The sequence below is a fragment of the Methanococcoides sp. LMO-2 genome (assembly GCF_038432375.1).
Taxonomy (GTDB): domain Archaea; phylum Halobacteriota; class Methanosarcinia; order Methanosarcinales; family Methanosarcinaceae; genus Methanococcoides; species Methanococcoides cohabitans.
Genome location: NZ_JBCAUS010000007.1, coordinates 117,396 through 139,784 on the forward strand (window position 1 = coordinate 117,396; position 22,389 = coordinate 139,784).

The following is a 22,389-nucleotide window of genomic DNA, read 5'->3' on the forward strand; positions in this document are numbered from 1 at the left end:
ATTATAAATAGATATGCCGGCAACACTCATCAAAATTGCTAATGAGGAAACAATCGTGCTAAAAAAGATCTCCGCTATTTTGATCATATTTGTCCTGTTATTTATGCCAGGCGTCCAGGCAGCCGATAACAACAGCGTGGAATACCCAATAACTATAACTGATTCAGCAGGATCTGTAATCACCATAGAAAAGGAACCACAGCGCATCGTATCGCTTATGCCAAGCATTACTGAGATATTGTTTGCTGTCGGTGCCGGGGATAAGGTCGTCGGAGGTACAGAGGATGATTACTTCCCTCCTGAAGCAAGCGATCTGACCAAAGTTGGAAGATATACCACCATCAATTATGAAACGGTCGCACAACTGGAACCGGACCTTGTCCTGCTGGATGAAGCCAACGGTGAAGACACGATCAAACGCCTTGAAGAACTTAATGTACAGACCATCGTCGTCAATCCGAAGACGATCGATGAGATCATGCAGAGCATACTCCTTGTGGGAACGGTCACGAACAACAAAGAAAATGCACAATCCGTAGTTGACGATATGCAACAGGTCATCGACACTGTCAAAGAAAGTAGCCAGGACATACCTGATGAAGAAAGACCTGGAGTCCTTTACATTGTGTGGGATGATCCCATGTATGCAGCAGGAACAGACACATATCCGGATGACCTGATAGAGATGGCGGGGGGTAAAAATATCATCGAAGCAAGTGACTGGCCGGTCATTAACCTTGAAACGGTTGTCAATGCTGATCCACAGATAATTATCTGTTCCGGAATGGGAGGACTATCCTACCAGATCGCAAACAACACGAGGAACAATGAAGCATTTGAAACGGTTGATGCAATCAAAAACGACAGAGTATACCCGATAAAGGATCCCAACATCATAGAACTGTCCGGACCAAGGATCGTTCAGGGACTGGAAGAACTACATGTATACATGGGAGCAGACTGGGAACAAAAGGATTTCACAAGCCTTGAATATCCAGAACAGACAAATGCAGGTCCCGAAGAAGAGAGTAACGGCCAGGAGAATGAGAACTCAACTGCACAGACCCCCGGTTTTGGAGCACTCTTTGCCATCAGCATAATGATACTTGGATATCTAGGACAGAAACGTCATTGAACTGCCCCTTCATAGAGAATGTGAAAATGCCAAAGTTCAGTGGTTCCGTAAGAGCACTTATCATTGTGAAGGGGGCAGCCCTTTTGGCCGTAATGGTCATCAGTACGGCTATTGGAACAACCAACATTCCGGCATTCCTGACAGCAAAGATAATCTACGCAAATATGCTTGAATGGATCGAAGGAGGATGTGCCTTCATAAGCGGTTCATCCGGCCCCCTTGATCTGTTAAACAGTATCGCACCTGATCACACATGGACCGATGGTCAGGAAAAGATCATTCTCGGGATAAGATTGCCCCGGGTAGTTCTTGCTGCACTTGTCGGGGCAGCCCTTGCAACTGCCGGGTGCAACATGCAGGGCCTTCTAAAGAACCCTCTGGCAGACCCATACATAATCGGGATGTCATCCGGGGCAGCCCTTGGTGCTGCCATCGGTTTTACATTGCTGTTACCAATACAGCTTATCTCATTTTTAGTTGCCACTGCTACGATCTTTGTTGTGTATAACATATCAAAGGTAGGCGGGAAGGTCCCTGTAGACACACTTCTTCTTGCAGGGATAGCTGTTGGCTTCTTCCTGTCGGCACTAACATCGTTCTTCCTTTTCTTCTCAGAATCACTCCATCAGATCATCTACTGGATGATGGGAGGATTCTGGAACGCAAACTGGGATAAGGTAAGGATCACATTGATCATCGTTTTTGCAGGGATATTATTGTCATACAGGCATTGCTGGAACCTTAACGTCATGTTGCTGGGAGAAGAGCAGGCACAATCCCTTGGAGTCAATATTGAAAGCGTTAAAAAACAAATACTGGTGATCTCTGCATTGATAACTGCTGCAGCGGTCTCAGTTAGTGGTATCATTGGTTTCGTGGGACTCATTATCCCCCACATAATGCGTAACATTGTCGGACCGGACCACAGGGGACTCCTTCCCTCCTCAACGTTGGCAGGGGCTATTTTTTTGGTCATATCCGACACATTCGCAAGGACATTTCCCACCAAAGTTCAGGGTCTGCTGGAATCTAACGATACGATGTTGTTCCAGTTGATACTGGAAAGGATCGGTTCACTGCAGGGGGTGGATCTTCCTGTGGGTATCGTTACTGCCCTTTTCGGAGCCCCTTTCTTTGTTTATCTCCTGAGAAAAAGGAGGAAGAACCTCTATGCTTGAAGTCAGGGATATTGTTGTAAATTATGGGGATCGACAGATACTCAACGAGGTAGCCCTCCATGCAGAACCGGGACAATTCGTAGGTATCATCGGACCAAACGGTTCAGGGAAGACAACACTCGTAAAAACGATCAACAGGATCATAAGACCTAATTCCGGCACCATAACCATAGATGGCCGGGACATAGAGAACATGGACAGCATCGAGATAGCTAAAAATATAGCCATGGTGTCCCAGGTAATATCCATTAATTTTGAGTTCACAGTGGAAGATGTTGTACTGATGGGGCGCACACCTTACATCAAAGGTGGAGAGACCCATGAGGATATAGAGATAGTGCATAATGCAATGAAAAAAACAAAGATCCTTCATCTAAAAGATAGGTTCGTTACACAACTAAGTGGCGGAGAACTACAAAAGGTCATCATTGCACGCGCACTTGCACAAGGTCCAAAGATACTTCTTCTGGATGAACCAACCTCACATCTGGACATCACCAACCAGATAGATATATTGAACCTGGTAAAGGATGCGTCCAGAAAAGGAATGCTTGTCATAGCGGTCGTCCATGACCTGAACCTGGCTGCTTATTACTGTGACAGGATCTGCCTCATCCGGGACGGGGACATCATTTCCACCGGAAGTCCTGAAGAGGTTCTGACACCTGCAAACATAAAAGAGACTTATAACATCGATGTAGAGATCATCAACAACAGCATCACAAATTCCCTTTATGTGATACCCCGTCTGGAACCACTTGATGACAAAACCAACGGTCCCCGGGAAATACAATGATCGTGTCCCGATCTTATACTGTAAAAATAAAGAACATCAGACAGACCTGATGTTCGTACTAACTTTTTCCAGTGTATCCACCTCAGGTGAATAATGCTTGTTGCCACCCATCTTCACCCTTCGTGATATCTCAAGTTCCATATTCCTCATGAAATCGTCAACGGTGTTGCCCATGAGAACAATGGGAATGCCCTTCTTTTCCATCTCATCAAGGACCATGGAAGCATCATCATCCGCACTGAACTGTCTTGTGGGGGCAATGATGTTCTTTGCGAACGGAGCGATCGTACGACCGCCTACAAAGACCTCTTCGATGTAACCCTTCTCAAAGAGATGGTTCAGGTAGTTCACAAAAGAAAAGGACCTGCCCCTGCGCTCATCCCTGAGATACACGAACGGCAGGACCTTGTTCTTCCCTGCAAGCTGTTTGCGGATCATTTCAGTGCTTTCCACATCATTGACCTCTGCAGCATTGAAGATGGTACAGCCGCCTTCAAGCTCCATCCAGCGGGGCTGCATTGACATTATATAGGCATCCAGTTCCTCAAATGGGATCGGCACACTTCCAACTTCCTCAAGGACATAGTTCAGTGAATGCACTGTTTCAGCACCCAGAAGACCCCTGTGCTCTTCAGGAACCACCACATTCTTCACAGTGGCCCCGCGCTTTTCGATCTCATCCATCATATAATCCTGAAGGACCGCATTCTGCTCACAATTGATGACCAGGGTTCCTTTTGGTATCGAGCGCGCAAATGCCCTTGCGATCTCGATCTTGTCCCTGCCAAGTGTTGAAAGGTGATCCTGTCTGACATTGGTAATTACCACAATATGTGGTTTGACAAAGACCTCATTGACCATCCTTGTGGTATATTCGGTGATCGCCTGGTTCTCAAAGATCGCAATATCCTTCCGCTCATCCGGGGAATAGGACTCGATGATCGGCACAAACTCCTGATAACCATGGATGTTCTCATAAAGTGTTACATTCGGACCCATCCTCTCAATTGGTATCGAGAAACCATTAACTATCAAATGGGGACGGTTCCCTGTGACCTTGGCAAGTGAATTGTACCCGCGCCTTGTGAATATCTCAGAGAGACGATGGACTGTGGAAGACTTTCCACGGATGCCCACCACATCAATTCGCATATCCGTCAGTTCCAGAAGGTTGCGGTGCTTGCGGCCTCTCTTAAGGAAACAGCCAAGACATTCCATGGGACCCTTTCTGCCCACACTGAACGTAAGCAGATCATCACTATCATCCATTACGAAGACCTTGACAGCACCGATCATATCCCTAAGCAGTTCCTTGCGCATCTCTTTGGCATCTTCGTGAACATCATAATGTCTTGCACTGCATGCAACGGTATTCCCACTGCAGAAAGTCAGGTGCCAGTCGATATCATCCGCATTTGCGATCTCCATTGAAGGTATCTCTTCAAGTGGTATGTCCTGGAATGCATCTATCCCGGCAAGTCTTGCGGCCATGGCACGCACACGGTCCACTTCCCTCCATGCCTCCGAAGAGCTCGGGAACATCTTTCCGCTGTATGCCAGGATCTCCTCCTTGTTCCTTAATCTCCAGGTCCAGCCACCTGCCTTATTGTAGATCTCATAGGTAGCTCGCTTCATTCGTCTTCCTCCGAGAACAGTGAAGCATTCCAGACATGCTCATCCAGCGGCCTGGAAACCCAGTTGTACTTCACAAATGCTATGGAAATTGCCGCCCCCAGAACAACCATCATTAGCTGGACAATACCAAATTCGTGGAACAGGCCCTGTGGCTGCCCTTCACCAAGAGCCGCAGCGAGGGCAATAAGTGGTGCCAGCAGGGATATCTGCAATGGAATGAACAATTTCCTCTCTGCAGGGGCCGTGACATGAAGGTTATACGCATTCAGCCCCGCGATCAGCCCGAGGAAGAAAACCGATAGCCCACGGGACACCGGGAATAGGAAGACGAACGGGACCGTCAACATCAGTGAAATGCAGGCCCCAAGCCCGATCAGGTTCCTTCCATAAACCAGTGTTGCTTTCTGTATCATGACGATACCGAAGTAAGAGACAAAGAGATTAACAAAATAGAGTAAAAAGAACCACCTGTTCTCAAGTGAGAAGATAGCAAGGATCGCCATGGATACAACACCCACACGTATACCGGTGGACTTCCTTACAAACTCCGAGAGCACCAGGGACACCATGAAAAGGACAAATGCGGAAAAACGGTCGATCATCGCGGGAACCGGCTGGATGTCCACAACCGCATTCTTCATAACGGCAAGATCGGAAGTGGAACTGAAAAGGATGGGAGGTGTAAGGTATCCTATTGCTTCACTTGTGGAAGGGGTAACAAGGACCCAGGCTGCTGCCAGAAGTCCGACGAATATGCCTACAGAAGCCATTAGATCATGTTTCCTGTACTCCGGTTTTATCCTTGAGTAATTATAAGCTGCAAGCCCGGGAAGTATACTTCCAAAGAATACTACGTCTGTGAGATCATAACCCACGCCCTTCATGAAGAACAGGCCAATGACAGGCAATACCGACCCCAGCAACAATGTTGCAACAAGTTCCTCCCTCCCATAGATCATTGTGTTCTTCTGCAGGTAACGAAGCCCCAGATACGCAATTATGAAACCTGCGAGGAACAGCGGCAGCATGAAGAAGTTCTTACACGTATAGACCGCAAGTACCGGAACTACTATGACCCCTCCAAGACGGTATCCGAAGAACTGGGTAAGTATGATCACCGATAGAATTCCAATAACCGCAAGAAACACCGATATAAGCATACTAAATAGATGTTTGGGGATTATATATTAAGCCTATTATACGAAATAAAAGAGAGTTACACTCTTAGATTTTCATATCTCACACTCATTTTTTTAATGCGAACACAAGACCTGTACTCTCATCCACAATTCTCTCAGCCCTGAAAAAGTTACCTTTGATACCTACATTCTCCCCCTCATACCATATACCGGATATCCGGACATTGCTACCTCCTGAGACCGGACAGACACCCGGATAGAAAACAATGACCGGACCTTTACCGCTACGTAGACTAAAAACGCTCTCATACCTACCGAATATCTTCCCCAGCACAATACCTATGGGAATACCGATAAAAGAATTTGCCTTCTCATATATCCTTGAATCAACAAGGACCTCACCCTCAAGCTCTTCCTGGACAGTGGTTGTCTTTGATGCTTTAGAACCTGCAATATCCTTTACCGGAATAAAAAAGATAATAATCAGCAATATAGAGATCAATACTCCCGAAAGCAATTGACCTATGTAGTAACTATAAGTTAGTAGTGCAAGAATCAATGTGATCCCGACGATGATCGTGTTATTTGAAATATTCGCCATTTTACAACCTGCTACCCTTATTTGTATGAACCTTTGCCTGTCACCACTTGCCCTTCTGCACTCACCCAGCCTTCCTGTTCCCCGGTAAGTTCTGTGAAGATGGAATCATCGTAACCATTGTAGCTCCACCCATACACCCACCACTGGTTCAGGCCAGCCATGGTAACTGATATCTCTACCCTGCTATCAGGACCTGCTTCATATTCCGCATAGATAAAGCTGTCATATTCGTAGAATTGGAATTCCTCTCCCGAGGAGAAAGGATATGCAGGATCGTGATCGACCATCCCAAGATCGTACTTTGGAGCCAGCATCGCCTCCTTTCCAAAAGGATTCCTTGTGTCGATCTCCGATTCCACACCCAGGAGCATACCAAAGTCAAACGAACTCAGTACCGGGGTTTCATCCGAATATTCATCAGAGGTCGACCACTCGTCTGCAACATCGGCATTATCAATAGAATCATCTTCAGGGACAGCAACAGGATACGAATGATATGTCGGGATGATCTCATCTGCAGTAATACCGAGCATAGGACCATACTCCGTATCGACAAGACTAAAATTCCACCCATCCGGCATATTATGAAGGTTCTCTGAGATCAGGCTTTCAGCCACCTCTGACCTGTTCTCAAAGACAGGGACTGGAAGGTAAAATGTTACGTATTCCAGTGTAGAGCTGGTCCTTATCACCACATTGTACTCATAATCGCTTCTGAAACTGTCCTCGTAGGACCTTTCAGAATCATGAAGTCCAATAACAGATATTACAATAATAAATAAAATAAAAACTGAGAGAACAACTCCCAATACTTTCCTCATATCATCCACCACCTTGACGGGAATTATGTCTTGGTCAGGCATTTGTTACAAAATGAAACTGACACCCGACCATATAAAAATAAAATCAAATCATCGACCTTGCAATCTCCAGTAGCTCATCCTTATCCAGAGAAGCGCTTATCGTCAGATCAATGCCATCCACATCCCATCGAAGCATGCTATTTCCATAAACCTCGACAAAGTCTCCGGGAGAACCATTGACATCAACACTCTCGGAAGTAGAGAACTCCGTTGGTCCGGGAAAACCGGATTCATAGAATATTTCAGAAATCGACATCCGGGAGTCTCCATTAATGTAAACAAGAGTCACTCTTTGCATGACCTGGCTACCAGTTGCGAAATCACTGTTATCGAACACTAATGCATGATCGAAAACATAGTCCTCCGGCACATAGGCGGGAATAAGTATATCAAAATCAGCCTTATCCCCTGCTTCTTCTAACGTCATCTCCTCTGGAAGTGCAAACTCGTTCATATCAAATGTACTCACTTCCGCACCTTCAGGGATCTCGAACTCAAAAACATCGTCCGAAATACCGGCATTCACCTGCAGATCGCGGACTTCAACTGAAACGATAACATTACCCTCGTTATCATACATTTCGTACTTCAACGGCATCCACGTCTCTTCATCCACCCAGACCTTGAGATTACCTGTAAATATAACATCAGAAGATCCTTCTTCTTTTGGCTCAAGGATCATTATAAAGGAATTCCTGCCATCGATCTTCTCAATTCCGGAAAAGGAAATATCACTTTCATTCAGGAACTGGGAGATCAGACCCGCGTAATCCATTTCCATATCGATATGAGGAACATCCATAATTACAACAGTGTTCTGATGGGGATCGTATGTCCACATTGTCTCTCCATTGTAAACGGAAACCATCCCTGCCTGTTCTGCGGGCTGCCTGATAACAGTACGGCTCTTTTCCTTTTTCTGGATCATGTCCTGTTCAATTACTGTTTCCTCACCCATGAGCGACATCGTCATATACAACGTGAACGAGGAATCCTCTATCAGGTCATTTTTCTGCTGCATTTGTTCTGCGATCTCTTCTGCTGAGACCTGATCATTCACACATCCTGCTGATAAAAATGCAGAGAATACCATAAAGAAAACAAACAAGATCCTGATTCTTTTCATATTGATCATCACTTCAGTTCAAATCCGGGTTTCTGCCGGAAGATTTAATGCTGAAAATTTATAATGTGATTAAACATAATAAAAGTTTTGCATTTTAAAAATAAAATTGTTATTTGAATATACAATTCCAGATCAGGCAAATCCGGAGAAGAAGATTATGAACAAGAAGACAGGGGCGGCATTGGGGATCACAGGTGGGACTTTAGCGATTATCATAGCAGCATTCATGTTTGCAGTTACAGTAGGAGGAATCGGACCAGGCGGGAGCAGTTTTATCTACGGAGTTCCAGCTGTTTGGGGGATATCCGATCCAGAGATCATCATGTCCGGACTCTGCGCTTTGATAATGATATTCGGAGCGATGGGGGTAGCAGGAGGAATATATGCGGGGAAGAAAGATCAACTGGCAACCATGTTGATGCTCATCCCGGGCATTGCAGGATTTGTACTACTGAACGTGATGTGGACACCCATAGGTGCCCTGCTAATTCTGGGAGGGATACTTACCTTGAGATCACGGAAGTAAGGCTTCTTCAGATCTAATTCTAAATGATCTGAAGTTGCTTCAATATTTTCCGGTCAGTTTGGCGATCGCCCTGTGTACGCCATGAATACTAAGATCACTACCCAGATACATCATGGGACACCTGCCTGTGAAGCAATTGTGATCAGCGCATAGTTCCCGCACAGCAGGAGTGTCTGTCCTCCAGTGGATCCATATATTGACAACCCCTTTTTCAAAAAGCTGCTTCATGATATCAGCAGGTTCCATGAGAGTCACGCCTATCACTGCATTCTTAACACCATCTGGAGCCTCACCTGCAGATTTGATAGTATCCAGGTCCGGCCTGTTGGAAAGGTCAACGTAATGAACTGTCTTGCCGCGCTTTTTCAGCTCATCGGCTGCCCATTTAATAGCAGGCTTTGTTTTGTCATTTACCACAATATACTCATCCGCATCCCAGAACTCTGAATAATCCATTCCCATATTAACGCGCCCTCCATACCGGAAAATAATTTCTCAATAATAAAATGAAATTAAGTAATTAAAATAATCTTATACCTCGCTCCTTAAAATACCTTCTATTTGCCTTCGAGTCATATTAACCCTTCCAAAGTTGCCTTATATTACACAACTATGTCCTGGAAGTACAGGATATCCATATACATTGTGCGAGACCTCCAGTGGAAATTGGGGGGTTTGTGTGGAGACACATCCGTATTCTCATTAATGGAAAGGGCTTTCCTAATAAGATAGTAATTTCTGCAATAGATATTATTCTAAAAGGTAAGAACGCGGGCCAAAATATAACACATGTAAACGACCTACAAACTGTAAGACCAATAAGGAGAAGAAAAAAATGAACCGCATAAAAGAGTTCTTCAAAAGGGACAAATTTGCAGAATATATCAATGCTGAGCTTCTGGAGGTATCAGAAGGTTATGCAAAAGCAAAGATGGACATTCAGGAACACCACTTAAACGGTGTGGGTATTGTACAGGGAGGAGCAACTTTCACCCTGGCGGACTTCGCTTTTGCAGCTGCGGCCAATTCCCATGGAAATGTTGCGATCGCCATAAATGCAACCATATCCTTTGTCACCGCAGCAACATCAGGGACATTAATTGCCGAGGCAAAGGAAACATCAAGGAATCCGAAGATCGCCACATATACCATTGAGGTCACAGATGATAACAACAACACCATTGCCATCTTCCAGGGAATGGTATACAGGAAAAAACAGACAGTTGAATCATTCATGGAGCAGGCGTAAGGATTCAACCTCTTCTTTTTCAGGATGTTCAAGCCCAAGCAGGAAGTCCTTTAGCATACGGTGATCATCCACGATCATGTCAGCCATTGCGATGCTCTCTTTGCTTACATAGGTAGGCACAGCAACACAGAAGATGCCCGCCCTGTTCGCAGCCTCCACACCCATGGGAGCATTTTCCACAACAAGACATTCACTCCGGTCAACGTTCAGTATCTCGGCGACCTTCAGGAACGGATCCGGCTCAGGCTTGCCGCGCTCCAGGTCCTCGCCGCTGAGAACAACATCAAATATCCCGTCGAACAGCCTTCCAATAACATCATGTACGATGTTCCGGTCAGCTCCTGAGACTACAGAGAGAAGGAACCTTTCCTTCAATATCGGAAGGCATTCATCCATTTCTTTGAACGAGCTAAGCACAAGGATCCTTGCAAACTCCGCCCTGTATCTTTTGATAAGACCATCAACATCAAAATTATTGGGATCGATACCCTCCTTCTCAAGGAGAGAACCAACGATCTCCACGGTCGGAGACCCTTCCAGGTCATAGATATCCTGCTTGTCCATAGCGATACCCAGATCATCAAAAATATGCTTCATGGCCTCGGTGTGGTAGGACATCGAATCCACCAGCACACCATCCATATCAAATATCAGGACCTTTAACACGAATTACACCTTCAGAATACACAGATCCCGAATATCGGGAATCCGGGTTTGAAGGGCATATAACAGAGGTTATTGATATAGCTTATTAAAATGAGCTATTGGAATAACCATTTGACAAAAAAGGTAAACTAGAAAGAAAAAATGATCAAAGGACCTGTATAATACAATCAGAATTTATCTTAACCGGATCTCTTTCTCATGCTTGTGGAGGGCCATCTCAATATTGGATTTGAGGTCCTGTTCCTTGAACGGCTTTGAAATATAACCATAAGGCTCAGCCAACTTTGCCCTCTCAAGGGTCTTATCATCGGTATATGCCGTAAGGAAGATCACCGGGATATCGAACTTTTCCCTGATCATTTTGGCAGCCTCGATGCCGTCCATCTCGCCCCTGAGCATGACATCCATCAGCACAAGATCAGGATAGAACAGGTCTGCTTTTACAATAGCATCCTCTCCTGAAGAAGCCGTATCAATCACTGAATATCCCATAAGTTCAAGCTTTTTCTTTATGCTTAAAGCAACGATATTCTCATCCTCGACGACTAAAATATTTGCCTCTTTCATAGTGTACCCTTCACATCTTTCCCTTTTCGTCAAAAATTATTGTAAATGCTGTCCCGCAGGACCGATCCATTTCAATTGTACCACCTATCTGGTCCACCAGCGTGTTCAACAGCTGTAAACCCAGGGAAGTACTTTTCTTATGATCAAGTTCTTTCGGGAAACCTATTCCATTATCACTCACAATTAGTATAAATTTATTTTCATCCCCACGCTGAAGATCAATGCTGATCCTGCCCGAACTACCCTCAAAAGCATGCTTCAAAGAATTGGTGACCAGTTCATTTATGATAATGCCAAGGGGAATGGCAGTGTCCATGCTCAGGAAGATATCCTCTACATTAAGCTCGAGCTCAATATCCTTGTCAACTGAATATGAACTGATAAGTTCAGTAGAGAGCTTATGAATATAATCGGCAAAATTGATGCTTTCCATGTCCGTTGACCTGTAAAGCTCCTCGTGGATCAGTGACATGGACATAACACGGTTCTTGCTGTCCATAAAAGCCTGCACAACATGATTATCATCGAAATCCATGGAACAGAGGTCGAGCAGGCTGCATATTATCTGGAGGTTATTCTTTATGCGATGATGGATCTCCTTTTTACGCATCGCCTCGATCTCCATCAGGGCCTTTTCCGCATCCTTGCGCTCGGTAAGATCATGTATCGTTATAATTACCCGGTCTTTGCCACCAATTTTAGCTGCCGTTGCTATGACATCGGTCCAGAAAAGCTCGCCATTCTTCTTACGGCCTTCCCATTCAGCGTTGGCAAATCCCTTTTCAGAAGCAGTGTCTATCAACCACCTGACCTTCTCCATTGAAAAAAGGGCCTTCCCCCGTTTTATGTCCTCAGCGGTCCTGCCAAGCACCTCTTCCCTGGAATACCCCGACATCTCGCAACCCCTGGCATTGATATCAAGCAGCCGGTAGTTCTCCTTTTCATGAATAGTGATGCCGTCAAGGGAAGCATTGAAAACAACACGGTATTTTTCTTCAGAACTTTTAAGGGCAGACTCTGCTTCCCTGAATTCGGTCACATCCTCACCGGAACATAACAAACCTGTGATCTGACCATCATCGTCTTTCAGAACCACAGTATGCCATGCAATGATACGTGCCTCACCCATGCCTGTCACTATGCTGCTCTCCGAATATTCCATGACGTTCTTATCGCCTTTCATTATCTTCGGGAAAGTTTTCCGTCCCTGGAAACTGAACTCTTCTGAAAAGCCCAGGTCATACCACTTCTTCCCAATGATTTCAGATTCCGGACGCCCGAACATCCTGCAGCCTTTCCTGTTGATGCTGATAACGTTCTGGTCACGGTCAACTGCAAAGATGATCACTCCAACGATATCCAGGTAGTTCTGGAGCTTATCCTTCTCCTTTTTGAGCAGGTGTTCAGCATTTTGACGGTCGGATATATCCCTGCATATAGCAAAGTAAGCATCTTTTCCATTCCATTTACCGGGAGTTACTTTCACTTCAACGGGAATTGAAACTCCTTGCTTTGTGACCATCGGGATAGAAAAGGAAGTGTGATTCTTCTCACGGACCTCCTTCATGACTTTCAGGACCTTAGCCCGATCTTCATCGGAATGCAGACCCATAGGACCCAGTCTGCAAAATTCATCCAAGTCATATCCCAGCCTATCAAGGGTCTTTTTGTTGGCATCGATAATGTTGCCGCCCATATCTATAACGAAAAAGAAGTCCTCAATGCTTTCAAAAAGGTTCTGGAGGTCCTTTTGTCTTTTTTCCAGTACCAGCTCAGACCTTATCCTTGCAATGAAACCACCGATCTGTGCACCGATAGCTTCCAGGGAATCCTTGATATCATAAGGAAGCTCATCGTGAGTGTGTGAAGCAACGTTCAGGCTGCCTACCACTTTTCCGTTGTGCATTATAGGGATGATACCGCAGCCACGCAAACTGTTTGTAAAAGGGTCTTCCGGGATGTTGCCCGCAAAATCAAGACATACTCCATACAGAGGGAAACCTTTTTTGAGGAGATTATTCTGAGAAGAATCTGAACTGTAATGAGAATTTCTGCGAATGAACTTCTCTGAAAGGCCCTTCTGCATTACAAGATAGATCTCACCGGTATCCTCATCTACAAAATAGATTCCGCCACAATCGATCACACCGATATTAAGAGTGGTTTCCAGTAACCTCTCAAGACTCGTTAGAAGATTACTGCTGGAGCAGAGGGCAATACCTATCTCCCGCTGTATGCGCAGCAACTTATCAGATACGGAAGCATTGAAATTGTCAGCTCCTTCATCCACATCCTCAGACACATTCATGCTAATTCCCGAATAGAATAAGACAGGTATTCAATATTAAACTACCCAAAGTCTTGAAAATTACACTCTATTTTACTGAGGGAAATTGATTATTAATAGAAAATCATTATAATTCTTCGTGATACTATGCCAGAAAACGTTGAAGCAAATCCAGTTACTTCATGGAATCCAGAAAGCAAGCATCCGGAGATCTCGGAAACCGCATACATCCACCCGCAGGCAACTGTAATCGGAGCAGTTTCCATCGGTGAAAAGGTTATGGTCGCACCCTATGCATCTGTAAGAGGAGATGAAGGCCTGGACATCAGGATCGATGATCACAGCAATGTGCAGGACGCAGTTATCCTCCATGGGCGCCAGACCATCGACCAGAATGGGAATCCAATAAAAGAGAACCAGGTAGAAGTTGATGGGGAGAACTATTCGATATATATAGGAAAACGAGTGTCTCTTGCCCACCAGGCACAGGTTCATGGCCCTGCAATTGTTTTTGATAATGTGTTCGTAGGAATGCAGACCTTTGTATATAAGGCAACAATTGGAAAAAACTCAGTACTTGAGCCAAAAGCCTGTGTGATAGGTGCAAATGTTCCAGAGAACAGATATGTGCCCTCAGGAGTTGTCATCACTTCCCAGGAAGATGCAGATGCATTACCTGAGATATACGAAGGATACCCATTCAGGCATACAAATGACGAGGTCGTTGAAGTTAACGTGGAACTTGCAGACGGATACAACCAAAGAAAATAAAATTAAGATGATGAGCCGCTCACATAAGGGTAGCCTGCAGCTTTCCATTTGTTGATGCCGCCAAGCATGTTGTACACATCCATATAACCGGCATCAACGAGGATATTGCTTGCAGTAACACTTCTGGAACCAGAGCGACAATAGACAAGTATCGTTTCATCCCGGGGCACCTCATCCAGCCTTGAGCTGAGTTCGTTCACATTGATGTTCACAGCACCTTCGATGTGCTCGGTCTCGAACTCACCCACTGAACGGACGTCCAGCAGGAACACATCCCCTGAATCGATCATCTCTTTTGCTTCTTTTACAGATACATCAGTGTATCCATCTGAACCAACAGTCCCATCTGCCGGATCAGAAGTGCCGTAGCCTGCACACCCTAAAATAAGGCAGGAAACTATTACTATGGCAAGAACAAGTAATATTTTCTCAGACAACATACTCATTCATCCTCTTCTCTGCAGAAATATTCGCCTTCAAGAGCGAACTGGCTGTAAACATAGCACTCCTTACACAAACATCCCGCTTTTTCAGGGACAGGTAACTTGTTGCCCCTTGCACAGAACATATACCCCTCTCCGGGAGATGACGGGCAATGTTTACAATTACAGGCCTTGGAATGGTGGAAAGAGGGACATATACCGAAATATTTCCCGCCGATCTTTTCTTCTTCGCTACCGGACATCATTGATTCCCCATAAGATATAGGAAGCAACTTCCCTTTATCTTTATCTGCTAACTTTTTGTGCGATCAGACCCAGGTGATCCTCGTGGAACGGAGCAAGGTCATGCTTTTTAAGAACCTCGAATTTTGTATCGAATTCCTTTTCCAGCTTCTTTACTTCTTCCTTGAAGATCTTTGCCGGACTGGCCACAGTATCAATGCTCCTTGCCTTGATTGACAGAAGAAGATGACCCTCATCCTTGAGGAATTGCTCACAGTTCACTGCCGCGATCTGAGCCTGGTTGGGCTGTGCCACATCCTGGAAGACCACATCCACCTGTTCAACGATGTGCGCATAGGAAGCAGGATGATTGGCATCTGCAAGAATAGGTACGATGTTAGATCTTGTATCGCATAGCTGGATCAGTTCCCTCATTGTACGTGGGGAGAACTCCACGGCATAAACAAGACCATCTGTCACGATATCCGAAACATGGCTCACGGTGGTACCGGATGCTGCACCAAGGTACAATACGTGGGAATCGCTCTTTATCGGGATCTTCATCTTCTTGAGCACCATGGCACCAAGCTTGCTCCTGCGGGCATCCCAGATACGATACTCGTCTCCTTCCACCTCTACGAGCCTTTCCCCGTAGACAGCCGAACCGGGCACCGCATTCTTTGTGCCAAGGAATCTCTTGCCACTTTTCTGCACTTCAAAAATACTGTCTGAAAGCTCTTTTGCAGCCATTTAACGCCTCCCCCCTGAGTTCTTCTTACCCTTGCCCTTACCCTGTCCTTTCCCGGAAGGCTTTGCTCTTGCAGGAGGTTTCGGATTGGCAGTCTTTATTGAATTGATCTTCTTCTCAAGCTCGGTCTTGATTGTGGGATTCAGCTCTCCTGAATAGACATCCGTACGGCAGGCCAGACTGATCTTTGCGGCCAGTGACCGTGCGATCTTGCCCCGCTGCCACCAGGGAGAGTTCTTGATAAGCGGATGATTGAATATCAGGCCGTGTTTCGGCGAGGGAGCACGGGACCTCAAATGCTTGAACAGCGCCCTGCTGGCACCCATGACCTGAACCGTGCTGGAAGGCATCTGTGCCAGCCTCTCAAGTCCGCCTGTCATACTGATCAGACGTGCACCGATGAGAGGACCGGCGATAACTGTAAGGTTTGGAGCGATCTCCTCCATGTTCCGGAGGATGCTTTCCTCGATGCTGTGCCGGTTGTCGTACAACTCACATACATTGGAAGCGAACTGCTTCACAAGTTCCTCATCAGCAGGAGGAAGTTCGGCACCCATGGATGAGGAGGCCTTCGCGAACATCGGGTCATCGGCAGGGATGTTGGAACGTGCGCCATGCTCCTTTACAAATCTTGCAAGTTGCTCTGAGCTTAATCCCAGTTCCGGGAAGTGCAGTCCATACCACTCCGACAGGCGCTCGGAGAGTGCATTTGCAGCATCATCGATGTCATCCAGCGCCTCAACTGCCTGGATGATGCGCATGTCCGGCGTGTTGGTGCGGGAGATCCGCAGTTTTCCTGCACGTATGCTCACATCGCGGAGGAGGGAATCATATTCCCGATCATCTTCCACAAATCCACAGGAAATTGCCGGAGTGCGGATATCAAAGCCTGCTTCAGGAGACTGTGCTCCTGTCATCTCACGATGGAGAAGGCCTTCTGCAAGCTCTTCGACGTCCTTATTGAAAAGTTCGCAATCAATAGCACCATTTTCTTCAATGGCCAGGATCCCATACCATGTAATGATCTTCAAATCAATCCACCCATATTTTTGCACCGGAGTTGTTCGCACGCGTCAGGACGACCTTTCCGCCAACGGTCTCGTCCAGGAACATCTGTGATTCGTTTCTTATCTGCTCGGCTATACGGCCGTGATCCACAACACCGAATACCACAGGTCCGAAAGAGCTCATCCCTGCACCTGCCACACCAAGGTCCTGCATAAACTCGATAAGATCACGGACCTCGGGGGATTGCAGGGCAACTTCCCTCTTCTTGAAACCAACCATCTGCAAATGGTTCAGTGCCATCCCGAAGTTCTCTATGTCGCCTTCAATGATCGCAGGCATCATCTGCATCAACACAACATGACTGATCTCCTGAACCTCCTGAAGAGGGATAGGACACTCCTTCTTGAATATGTCCACTTCCTGGGCATCGTGTGCCCCTTTGGAATCCGGAAGTGCCAGAATGATATCCCAGTCAGGGAAGTCATGCCTGAAGACAACCGGTGCAGGATCCGCCCGGCTGGCAGATGAAGGAGAAAATGAGCCTTTGTCGCTGAACTTATGCCCACAGTCAACAATGAAACCACCGCTCTCAAAAGAAGCAACACCTATACCGGAGGTCCCACCCCTGCCAACCTTTATGGCAAGTTCATTAACGCTCATCCCGAGGTCGTAAAGTTCGTTCACCGCTGCTGCAGCGCTCAGAGCGATCTGGGTACCTGATCCCAGGCCAACATGAGGCGGCATATCCTCTTCCACATGGACTGATATCCCCTCGCCATCAGGGAGTAAAGCCTCTGCAGCTGCATATACCCTCTCCGAGAGAGCTGAACCACCGGTAACTTCGATCCCATCACTTTTTTCAGCGGTCAGTGTGATGTTGGGATAATCAAGGGTTATCCCTGCACCGCCATCTACCCTGCCGAGCTCTGCATTCATGTCGATCAGCGACAGATGCAACCTTGATGGGGATCTTATTTTTATCATGCTCGTTTATTCGGTGTTCATAATATTAAACACTAACACCCGAACTGGAAGACCCCCTGTTCCTCACAAACCACCAGCATGTCCTGAGAACTTTCATGCTGAATATGAACCTCAAAAGAGGAAAAAGAAGAGATGCGATCCTGAACCGGATATCGCCTGACATTTTCACATCCAGCCCTTCGTCGGCGAACCGGGGATTAAGAGAGTAATGGAACTTCCTGCAACCACTTTGAAACACAGAGGCCAAGGTGTGGAGATATCCGCAAAGCATACCCGTGTCTGCAGGATCAGGAAGACCATAATCCAGATCGCAGGACAGATCACGGATGTGTATAGCACTAAGGAGGCCTTTCAGCAGGCTAAGGACAGGATCGAGGATTCCATAGACCATACGCCCTTTTGCGTAATAATCATCAAAGGATTCACGTATGCCGGGTTCTTCACCTTTATCAATTTCACCCTTTTTTTCCTTATCTTTGCCTTTGCCTTTCCCCCCATCTTCGGTGCCACCGTTGTCAGCCTTATCCAACGACTGTTCTTTGGTGTCAGGTCCAGACTCCAGCGTTTTCTTCTTCGAAAAATGCTTAGAAATGATGGTCCACTTCACATCTGCTCTGCTATGAACGCCATCCAGACTACCCCTTACATTGAAAACTACGTCTATCGGGGCAAACAGTACAAGCCCCAGTAAAAGAACAATGCAAAGGCTAAGCGTGTAGATGAGAAGTGACATGTTCAACTGATTACTATTCTGTCAAAAGAAGAGATAGCGGATCATTCGCCATCATCGTCTTCCGGAACCTCGGGTTCCTTTCCTTCGTCCTTTTTCATCTTTCCTTTTGCAGATTTGATCTTCTCGAAGACCTCCGGAACAGCTTCGATCAGTTTTCCGAAGTCGCTCTTTCCGGAGATGGTCATCAGTCGCACACCTTCTTCTTCGATCACAATGAAAGCAACTGGCTCGATCTTGGCACCGCCACCGCCACCGCCACCAAATCCGGTTTCGGTTTCACCTTTGGAACCTTCTCCGCCACCGCTGCCAAAACCAAAGGAAACCTTGGTTACAGGAATTATGGTCTTGTTCCCGGCAACTACCGGATCTCCGATAACGGTCTTTGCGCTGACCATACGCTCAAGCTCGGTGGTCACTTCTTTTATAACATCTTCGACTCCCATATCAATAACCTCCCCATATCCTGAAAAGCCAGACCACAGGAATGATCACAGCATTCGGATATTGTGATGTATAAAAGAAATTATGGGAGACAACCGTATAAATGTATTCCCATAGAGAATTCCCAATGGGCAAAAATGCCTTTACTGACCCTCATTGTCCATGAAGAAGTTCATCAGGGAATACTTCACCTTCTCAGGATCCACGTCCACGAACTCATTCCTCTCGGCAGGAGGGAATACATCGAAGACCGCGAACTTGCCGAACCTCTCCTTTGAATCTGTAAGGAACCTTCCATCAAGAAGTATACGTGCACCATAATCCTCCGGTGAACGTACGACCCTGCCCATGGCCTGCCTGATCTTGCGTATCGTTGGCACCTGTATGGCAAACTCCCAGCCTGCACCGTAACCAAATACATGGTCATATGCGGATTCCACAGCATTCATGCGGTCATTGAGTGCCGGATAACCCACACCCACAATAACAACGGTGCGGCCCCTGCCATCACGGTAGTCGATGCCCTCACTCAGGGTTCCCCAGAGATAGGACATCAGTACGGCCTTTCCACCGGACTCACCGATCTCGAAGAAGTCCTGCCTGACCTCCTGGGAAGACACGCCCACCTCATCAAGGAACATAGGCACATCCACCACGGGTTCCAGCTTTGAATAGAAACGCTTCGCCTCAAAGGAGCTCTGGAAAAAGATGATCACATTGCCCTTCGAATTTTCGATTGAGTCCATCAGTGCCTGTTCCAGCAGTTCCACGGTATGAGGATCATCCCGGTTCTTTGCAAAAAGAGGAGGAATGGATACTGCAATTGAGAGCCTTTTTTCTTCAGGGAAGGATGTCCCGTAGGCTATTTCACACGTATCCCTTGTGATTCCCAGAGTTTTCTTCACCATGTCAAAAGGATGAAGTGTCGCTGACATCAGTACCCCTGAGAAAAGGGAGTTGAAAAGTGGTTCCGTGACGTTCTTGGGGATACAGGTGAACAGTTCTACACGGCCGTAGATCTCGTCGTTCATATCCCTGCGGACGTTCAGTATGGGATAATAATTTGGATTATGGGACAGCTCAAGGTAAGCTGAAAGGAAATCCGCAACATAGCGAATGTGGGAGCGCTTCATCACTCCTGTAAGGCCTTTCTTGTACTGCTCGCGATACATCTCATCGAGTTTGGCACCGATCTCGCTGGCCTCTGAAAGAAGTATCTGTATATCGTCCTTGTCACCGAAGTCTTCCTTTGCGTTTCGAAGGAACCTTGCACGCACGATATCATTTCGGTCATAAGGGTCACTGATACGCATATCATACCAGTTCTTCCTTACACGCTCACGCTCTCCGAACTTGAACCTGGCATTATAGGTCTCAACAATGACATCCTGGAAGACCTTGAACAGGTTATGGATGTTGTCATCTGCCAGAAGGTCTACGTTGGCCTCAAGTTCTGCCCTTGCCTTCTCGATGGAGTGCTCGGTCAGGGAAATAGATGAATGGGAGCGTGCTGCGGATTCGATATTATGCGCTTCATCGAAGATGGCGATGACGTCCTGCGGCTCCTTTTCCAGCCAGCCCAGCACGGTTGAGAAGATGTCAGAGTTGAGCACATGATGGTAATTGCAAATGAGAAGGTCCGCATGTTTGAGCTCGCGTTTTAGCAGTTCGTATCCGCACATGCCGTTCTGCAGGGCATGGTCGTTGACCTCCTCAGGAGTGCGAACTTCCTTAAAGAGCCAGTCACGGAACGTCTCGCTGTCCGACCTCAACACCTCATAGAGGTCATTACAGGACCTATCCCTCAGGCCTTTGGCCTTCTCTTCCAGTGCATCGAGCTCCTTTGACAGCTCATCGCGCAGTGCCACAAACGCCTGGTCATGGGATTTCTTGTAGCTTTCCCTGGCGGACCGAAGCTCCTGCCTCTTAAGATGCATTTCCCGCTCGGTTTCCATCAGTTCGAAAGTGTTCTCCCTTTTGACCGAACATTCCTCATAATCCGCCTCATGGGGACACATTGTCGTCTTTCCCTTGACGACTGCGACCTTGACGTCACGGATCTTTTTGATATCACGCGCCTCGTTGATGAACTGGACCATCTGCTGGTGGACATTCGTAGCTATGATGACAGTCTTTCCAAGCTGTTTACCCACATGTAGTGATGGAGATAATGCACTCAGCGTCTTACCGGTCCCGCATGCTCCCTCGAACAGCACGAACTGCTTCTGCATAAGGGCAGAATGAATTCGGTCCATTGCAGCCTGCTGATTTTGATAGCATGAGCTTTTTGGGAAATACTTCATATACGCGGGATTATCGGTCATCGCACTTCCTATGCTTTCACCCTACTTTAATGGTATTGATTGAACTTTACCCGACAGGTCTGACGGATACAATATCCTCTGCGATCACCCGATCGGTGATACTATCGAACACCTTGACGGATACCTCACTGCCTCCCTTGAAGCCGTAATTGTTGGAAGTGTCCGAATACCCTCCCACACTGACCCGGACAGTGGAGGCGTCGGTGCCATTGATACTGTCATCACCATTGAGCACAAGGATCTCACCCACTGACCAGATCCCGTCTTCAATGCACGGATTGTTGCTTCTGTAGGTCGCACATGTGCCATCCGGCGTCAGGTCGAAGTATTTGGCAGTTACCTGCCCGTACACCTTGAAGCCGCCATAGCCAACTTTGCCCGCGTAACTGCTGCCATCGCCACTGAGGACAACGAAAGTGGAGTCCAGGTCCAGGGGATCTCCGCCTTTGTGCTCCAGGACCAGATAATTCTCTTTGTACTGTACTGCATTCGGAACGCCACCGACAGCATCTTTGACCTCTATTACCGCCATGGGAGTAGAAGAGGAAATACTACCAAAGACACCATCACCCATTACTGCTGCTGCGACCAGGCCACCAAGGACCACTGTCAGCATAACCAGCAGTAGCGCTCCGATTATTGGTGCAACTGCACCATCGTTTTTAAGGATCGCTACCATAATTTCAACCGATCGGAACACAGCAAAGGAATATTAAACGATTTTGTCGGACAATCACTATATATAATTCAAGAGCTGGAATCACACTCATTCTTTTATGAAAAGATTAAAAGGATCATAGAAGGAAACAAAGGATCAATGAATATGAACTGCCATTGTTAAACAGTACCGGCAGGAAAGATTTTTCCTTAAAGTGAAGAGCATATCAGGATTATCGATACCTTTTTATCTAACTTATTTAATGGGTATATTGCAAAATTTGCACTAA

General features: G+C 46.5%; 24 protein-coding genes. 6 read left to right on the top strand and 18 right to left on the bottom strand.

The window, feature by feature from the left end; translation table 11 throughout:
* Positions 1 to 55: 55 nt before the first annotated feature.
* Genes WOA13_RS10530 through WOA13_RS10540 form a run of 3 tightly spaced genes read left to right on the top strand, consistent with a single transcriptional unit; the run spans position 56 to position 3,109 of the window.
* Positions 56 to 1,135: an ABC transporter substrate-binding protein gene (locus tag WOA13_RS10530; RefSeq protein ID WP_342127860.1), complete on the top strand. Its 1,080-nt coding sequence runs from the start codon at positions 56 to 58 to the stop codon at positions 1,133 to 1,135.
* Positions 1,136 to 1,161: 26 nt separating this feature from the next.
* Positions 1,162 to 2,313, top strand: coding sequence for a FecCD family ABC transporter permease (locus WOA13_RS10535; RefSeq protein ID WP_342127861.1), 1,152 nt, complete (start codon positions 1,162 to 1,164; stop codon positions 2,311 to 2,313).
* Positions 2,306 to 3,109: a heme ABC transporter ATP-binding protein gene (locus tag WOA13_RS10540; protein WP_342127862.1), complete on the top strand. Its 804-nt coding sequence runs from the start codon at positions 2,306 to 2,308 to the stop codon at positions 3,107 to 3,109. Before WOA13_RS10535 ends, WOA13_RS10540 begins: the two co-directional genes overlap by 8 nt.
* Positions 3,110 to 3,145: 36 nt before the next feature.
* Here the strand turns inward: WOA13_RS10540 and WOA13_RS10545 are convergent, their stop codons facing one another.
* The 5 genes from WOA13_RS10545 to WOA13_RS10565 form a co-directional block, all read right to left on the bottom strand.
* Positions 3,146 to 4,744 carry a Mur ligase family protein gene (locus tag WOA13_RS10545; RefSeq protein WP_342127863.1) on the bottom strand — a complete coding sequence of 533 codons (1,599 nt, stop codon included), beginning with the start codon at positions 4,742 to 4,744 and terminating at the stop codon, positions 3,146 to 3,148.
* A complete protein-coding gene (locus WOA13_RS10550; protein ID WP_342127864.1) occupies positions 4,741 to 5,904 on the bottom strand; it encodes a poly-gamma-glutamate biosynthesis protein PgsC/CapC in 1,164 nt (387 codons plus the stop codon). The genes WOA13_RS10545 and WOA13_RS10550 overlap by 4 nt, the downstream gene beginning before the upstream one ends.
* Before the next feature lie 85 nt (positions 5,905 to 5,989).
* A complete protein-coding gene (locus tag WOA13_RS10555) occupies positions 5,990 to 6,484 on the bottom strand; it encodes a hypothetical protein (RefSeq protein WP_342127865.1) in 495 nt (164 codons plus the stop codon).
* Between the two features lie 17 nt (positions 6,485 to 6,501).
* Positions 6,502 to 7,305: a hypothetical protein gene (locus tag WOA13_RS10560; protein WP_342127866.1), complete on the bottom strand. Its 804-nt coding sequence runs from the start codon at positions 7,303 to 7,305 to the stop codon at positions 6,502 to 6,504.
* Between the two features lie 85 nt (positions 7,306 to 7,390).
* A complete protein-coding gene (locus WOA13_RS10565; RefSeq protein WP_342127867.1) occupies positions 7,391 to 8,473 on the bottom strand; it encodes an outer membrane lipoprotein-sorting protein in 1,083 nt (360 codons plus the stop codon).
* Positions 8,474 to 8,630: 157 nt separating this feature from the next.
* Here WOA13_RS10565 and WOA13_RS10570 point away from each other — a divergent pair, with 157 nt between their 5' ends.
* Positions 8,631 to 8,999 (top strand): hypothetical protein, encoded by a 369-nt coding sequence (locus WOA13_RS10570; RefSeq protein WP_342127868.1) that lies wholly within the window; start codon positions 8,631 to 8,633, stop codon positions 8,997 to 8,999.
* Positions 9,000 to 9,038: 39 nt separating this feature from the next.
* Here the strand turns inward: WOA13_RS10570 and WOA13_RS10575 are convergent, their stop codons facing one another.
* Positions 9,039 to 9,461 (bottom strand): Rossmann-fold NAD(P)-binding domain-containing protein, encoded by a 423-nt coding sequence (locus WOA13_RS10575; protein ID WP_342127869.1) that lies wholly within the window; start codon positions 9,459 to 9,461, stop codon positions 9,039 to 9,041.
* Positions 9,462 to 9,834: 373 nt separating this feature from the next.
* Between WOA13_RS10575 and WOA13_RS10580 the strand changes: the two genes are divergently transcribed.
* Positions 9,835 to 10,248, top strand: a complete 414-nt coding sequence (locus WOA13_RS10580; protein WP_342127870.1) for a PaaI family thioesterase — start codon at positions 9,835 to 9,837, stop codon at positions 10,246 to 10,248.
* On the opposite strand, the gene WOA13_RS10585 is transcribed toward WOA13_RS10580, so the two are convergent.
* The 3 genes from WOA13_RS10585 to WOA13_RS10595 all read right to left on the bottom strand — a co-directional run bounded on the left by WOA13_RS10585 (position 10,228) and on the right by WOA13_RS10595 (position 13,789).
* On the bottom strand, positions 10,228 to 10,914 hold the full coding sequence (locus WOA13_RS10585) for an HAD family hydrolase (RefSeq protein WP_342127871.1): 687 nt from the start codon (positions 10,912 to 10,914) through the stop codon (positions 10,228 to 10,230). The two genes, WOA13_RS10580 and WOA13_RS10585, sit on opposite strands and share 21 nt — an antisense overlap.
* Positions 10,915 to 11,088: 174 nt before the next feature.
* Entirely contained in the window at positions 11,089 to 11,481 is a 393-nt protein-coding gene (locus WOA13_RS10590; protein WP_342127872.1) for a response regulator, read from the bottom strand.
* Between the two features lie 10 nt (positions 11,482 to 11,491).
* Positions 11,492 to 13,789, bottom strand: a complete 2,298-nt coding sequence (locus WOA13_RS10595) for a PAS domain S-box protein (protein WP_342127873.1) — start codon at positions 13,787 to 13,789, stop codon at positions 11,492 to 11,494.
* Positions 13,790 to 13,915: 126 nt separating this feature from the next.
* On the opposite strand from WOA13_RS10595, the gene WOA13_RS10600 reads away from it, so the two are divergent.
* Positions 13,916 to 14,539, top strand: coding sequence for a carbonic anhydrase (locus tag WOA13_RS10600; RefSeq protein ID WP_342127874.1), 624 nt, complete (start codon positions 13,916 to 13,918; stop codon positions 14,537 to 14,539).
* A 2-nt stretch (positions 14,540 to 14,541) separates the two neighbouring features.
* On the opposite strand, the gene WOA13_RS10605 is transcribed toward WOA13_RS10600, so the two are convergent.
* The 9 genes from WOA13_RS10605 to WOA13_RS10645 all read right to left on the bottom strand — a co-directional run bounded on the left by WOA13_RS10605 (position 14,542) and on the right by WOA13_RS10645 (position 22,121).
* Complete coding sequence (locus WOA13_RS10605) at positions 14,542 to 14,985, bottom strand: rhodanese-like domain-containing protein (RefSeq protein WP_342127875.1); 444 nt, start codon at positions 14,983 to 14,985, stop codon at positions 14,542 to 14,544.
* Positions 14,982 to 15,227: a DUF2769 domain-containing protein gene (locus WOA13_RS10610; protein WP_342127876.1), complete on the bottom strand. Its 246-nt coding sequence runs from the start codon at positions 15,225 to 15,227 to the stop codon at positions 14,982 to 14,984. Before WOA13_RS10610 ends, WOA13_RS10605 begins: the two co-directional genes overlap by 4 nt.
* Before the next feature lie 40 nt (positions 15,228 to 15,267).
* On the bottom strand, positions 15,268 to 15,954 hold the full coding sequence (locus tag WOA13_RS10615; RefSeq protein WP_342127877.1) for a fibrillarin-like rRNA/tRNA 2'-O-methyltransferase: 687 nt from the start codon (positions 15,952 to 15,954) through the stop codon (positions 15,268 to 15,270).
* Positions 15,955 to 16,983, bottom strand: coding sequence for an NOP5/NOP56 family protein (locus tag WOA13_RS10620; RefSeq protein WP_342127878.1), 1,029 nt, complete (start codon positions 16,981 to 16,983; stop codon positions 15,955 to 15,957).
* Position 16,984: 1 nt separating this feature from the next.
* Positions 16,985 to 17,944 (bottom strand): beta-ribofuranosylaminobenzene 5'-phosphate synthase, encoded by a 960-nt coding sequence (locus tag WOA13_RS10625; protein WP_342127879.1) that lies wholly within the window; start codon positions 17,942 to 17,944, stop codon positions 16,985 to 16,987.
* 25 nt (positions 17,945 to 17,969) lie between these two features.
* Positions 17,970 to 18,677 carry a DUF2953 domain-containing protein gene (locus tag WOA13_RS10630; RefSeq protein ID WP_342128031.1) on the bottom strand — a complete coding sequence of 236 codons (708 nt, stop codon included), beginning with the start codon at positions 18,675 to 18,677 and terminating at the stop codon, positions 17,970 to 17,972.
* A gap of 41 nt (positions 18,678 to 18,718) precedes the next feature.
* The gene (locus WOA13_RS10635; RefSeq protein ID WP_342127880.1) at positions 18,719 to 19,120 is read right to left on the bottom strand and encodes a GerW family sporulation protein; all 402 of its coding nucleotides are present in this window, start codon (positions 19,118 to 19,120) and stop codon (positions 18,719 to 18,721) included.
* Between the two features lie 141 nt (positions 19,121 to 19,261).
* Complete coding sequence (locus WOA13_RS10640; RefSeq protein ID WP_419095422.1) at positions 19,262 to 21,442, bottom strand: ATP-dependent DNA helicase; 2,181 nt, start codon at positions 21,440 to 21,442, stop codon at positions 19,262 to 19,264.
* 46 nt (positions 21,443 to 21,488) lie between these two features.
* Positions 21,489 to 22,121 (bottom strand): type IV pilin N-terminal domain-containing protein, encoded by a 633-nt coding sequence (locus tag WOA13_RS10645; RefSeq protein WP_342127882.1) that lies wholly within the window; start codon positions 22,119 to 22,121, stop codon positions 21,489 to 21,491.
* Positions 22,122 to 22,389: the final 268 nt, after the last annotated feature.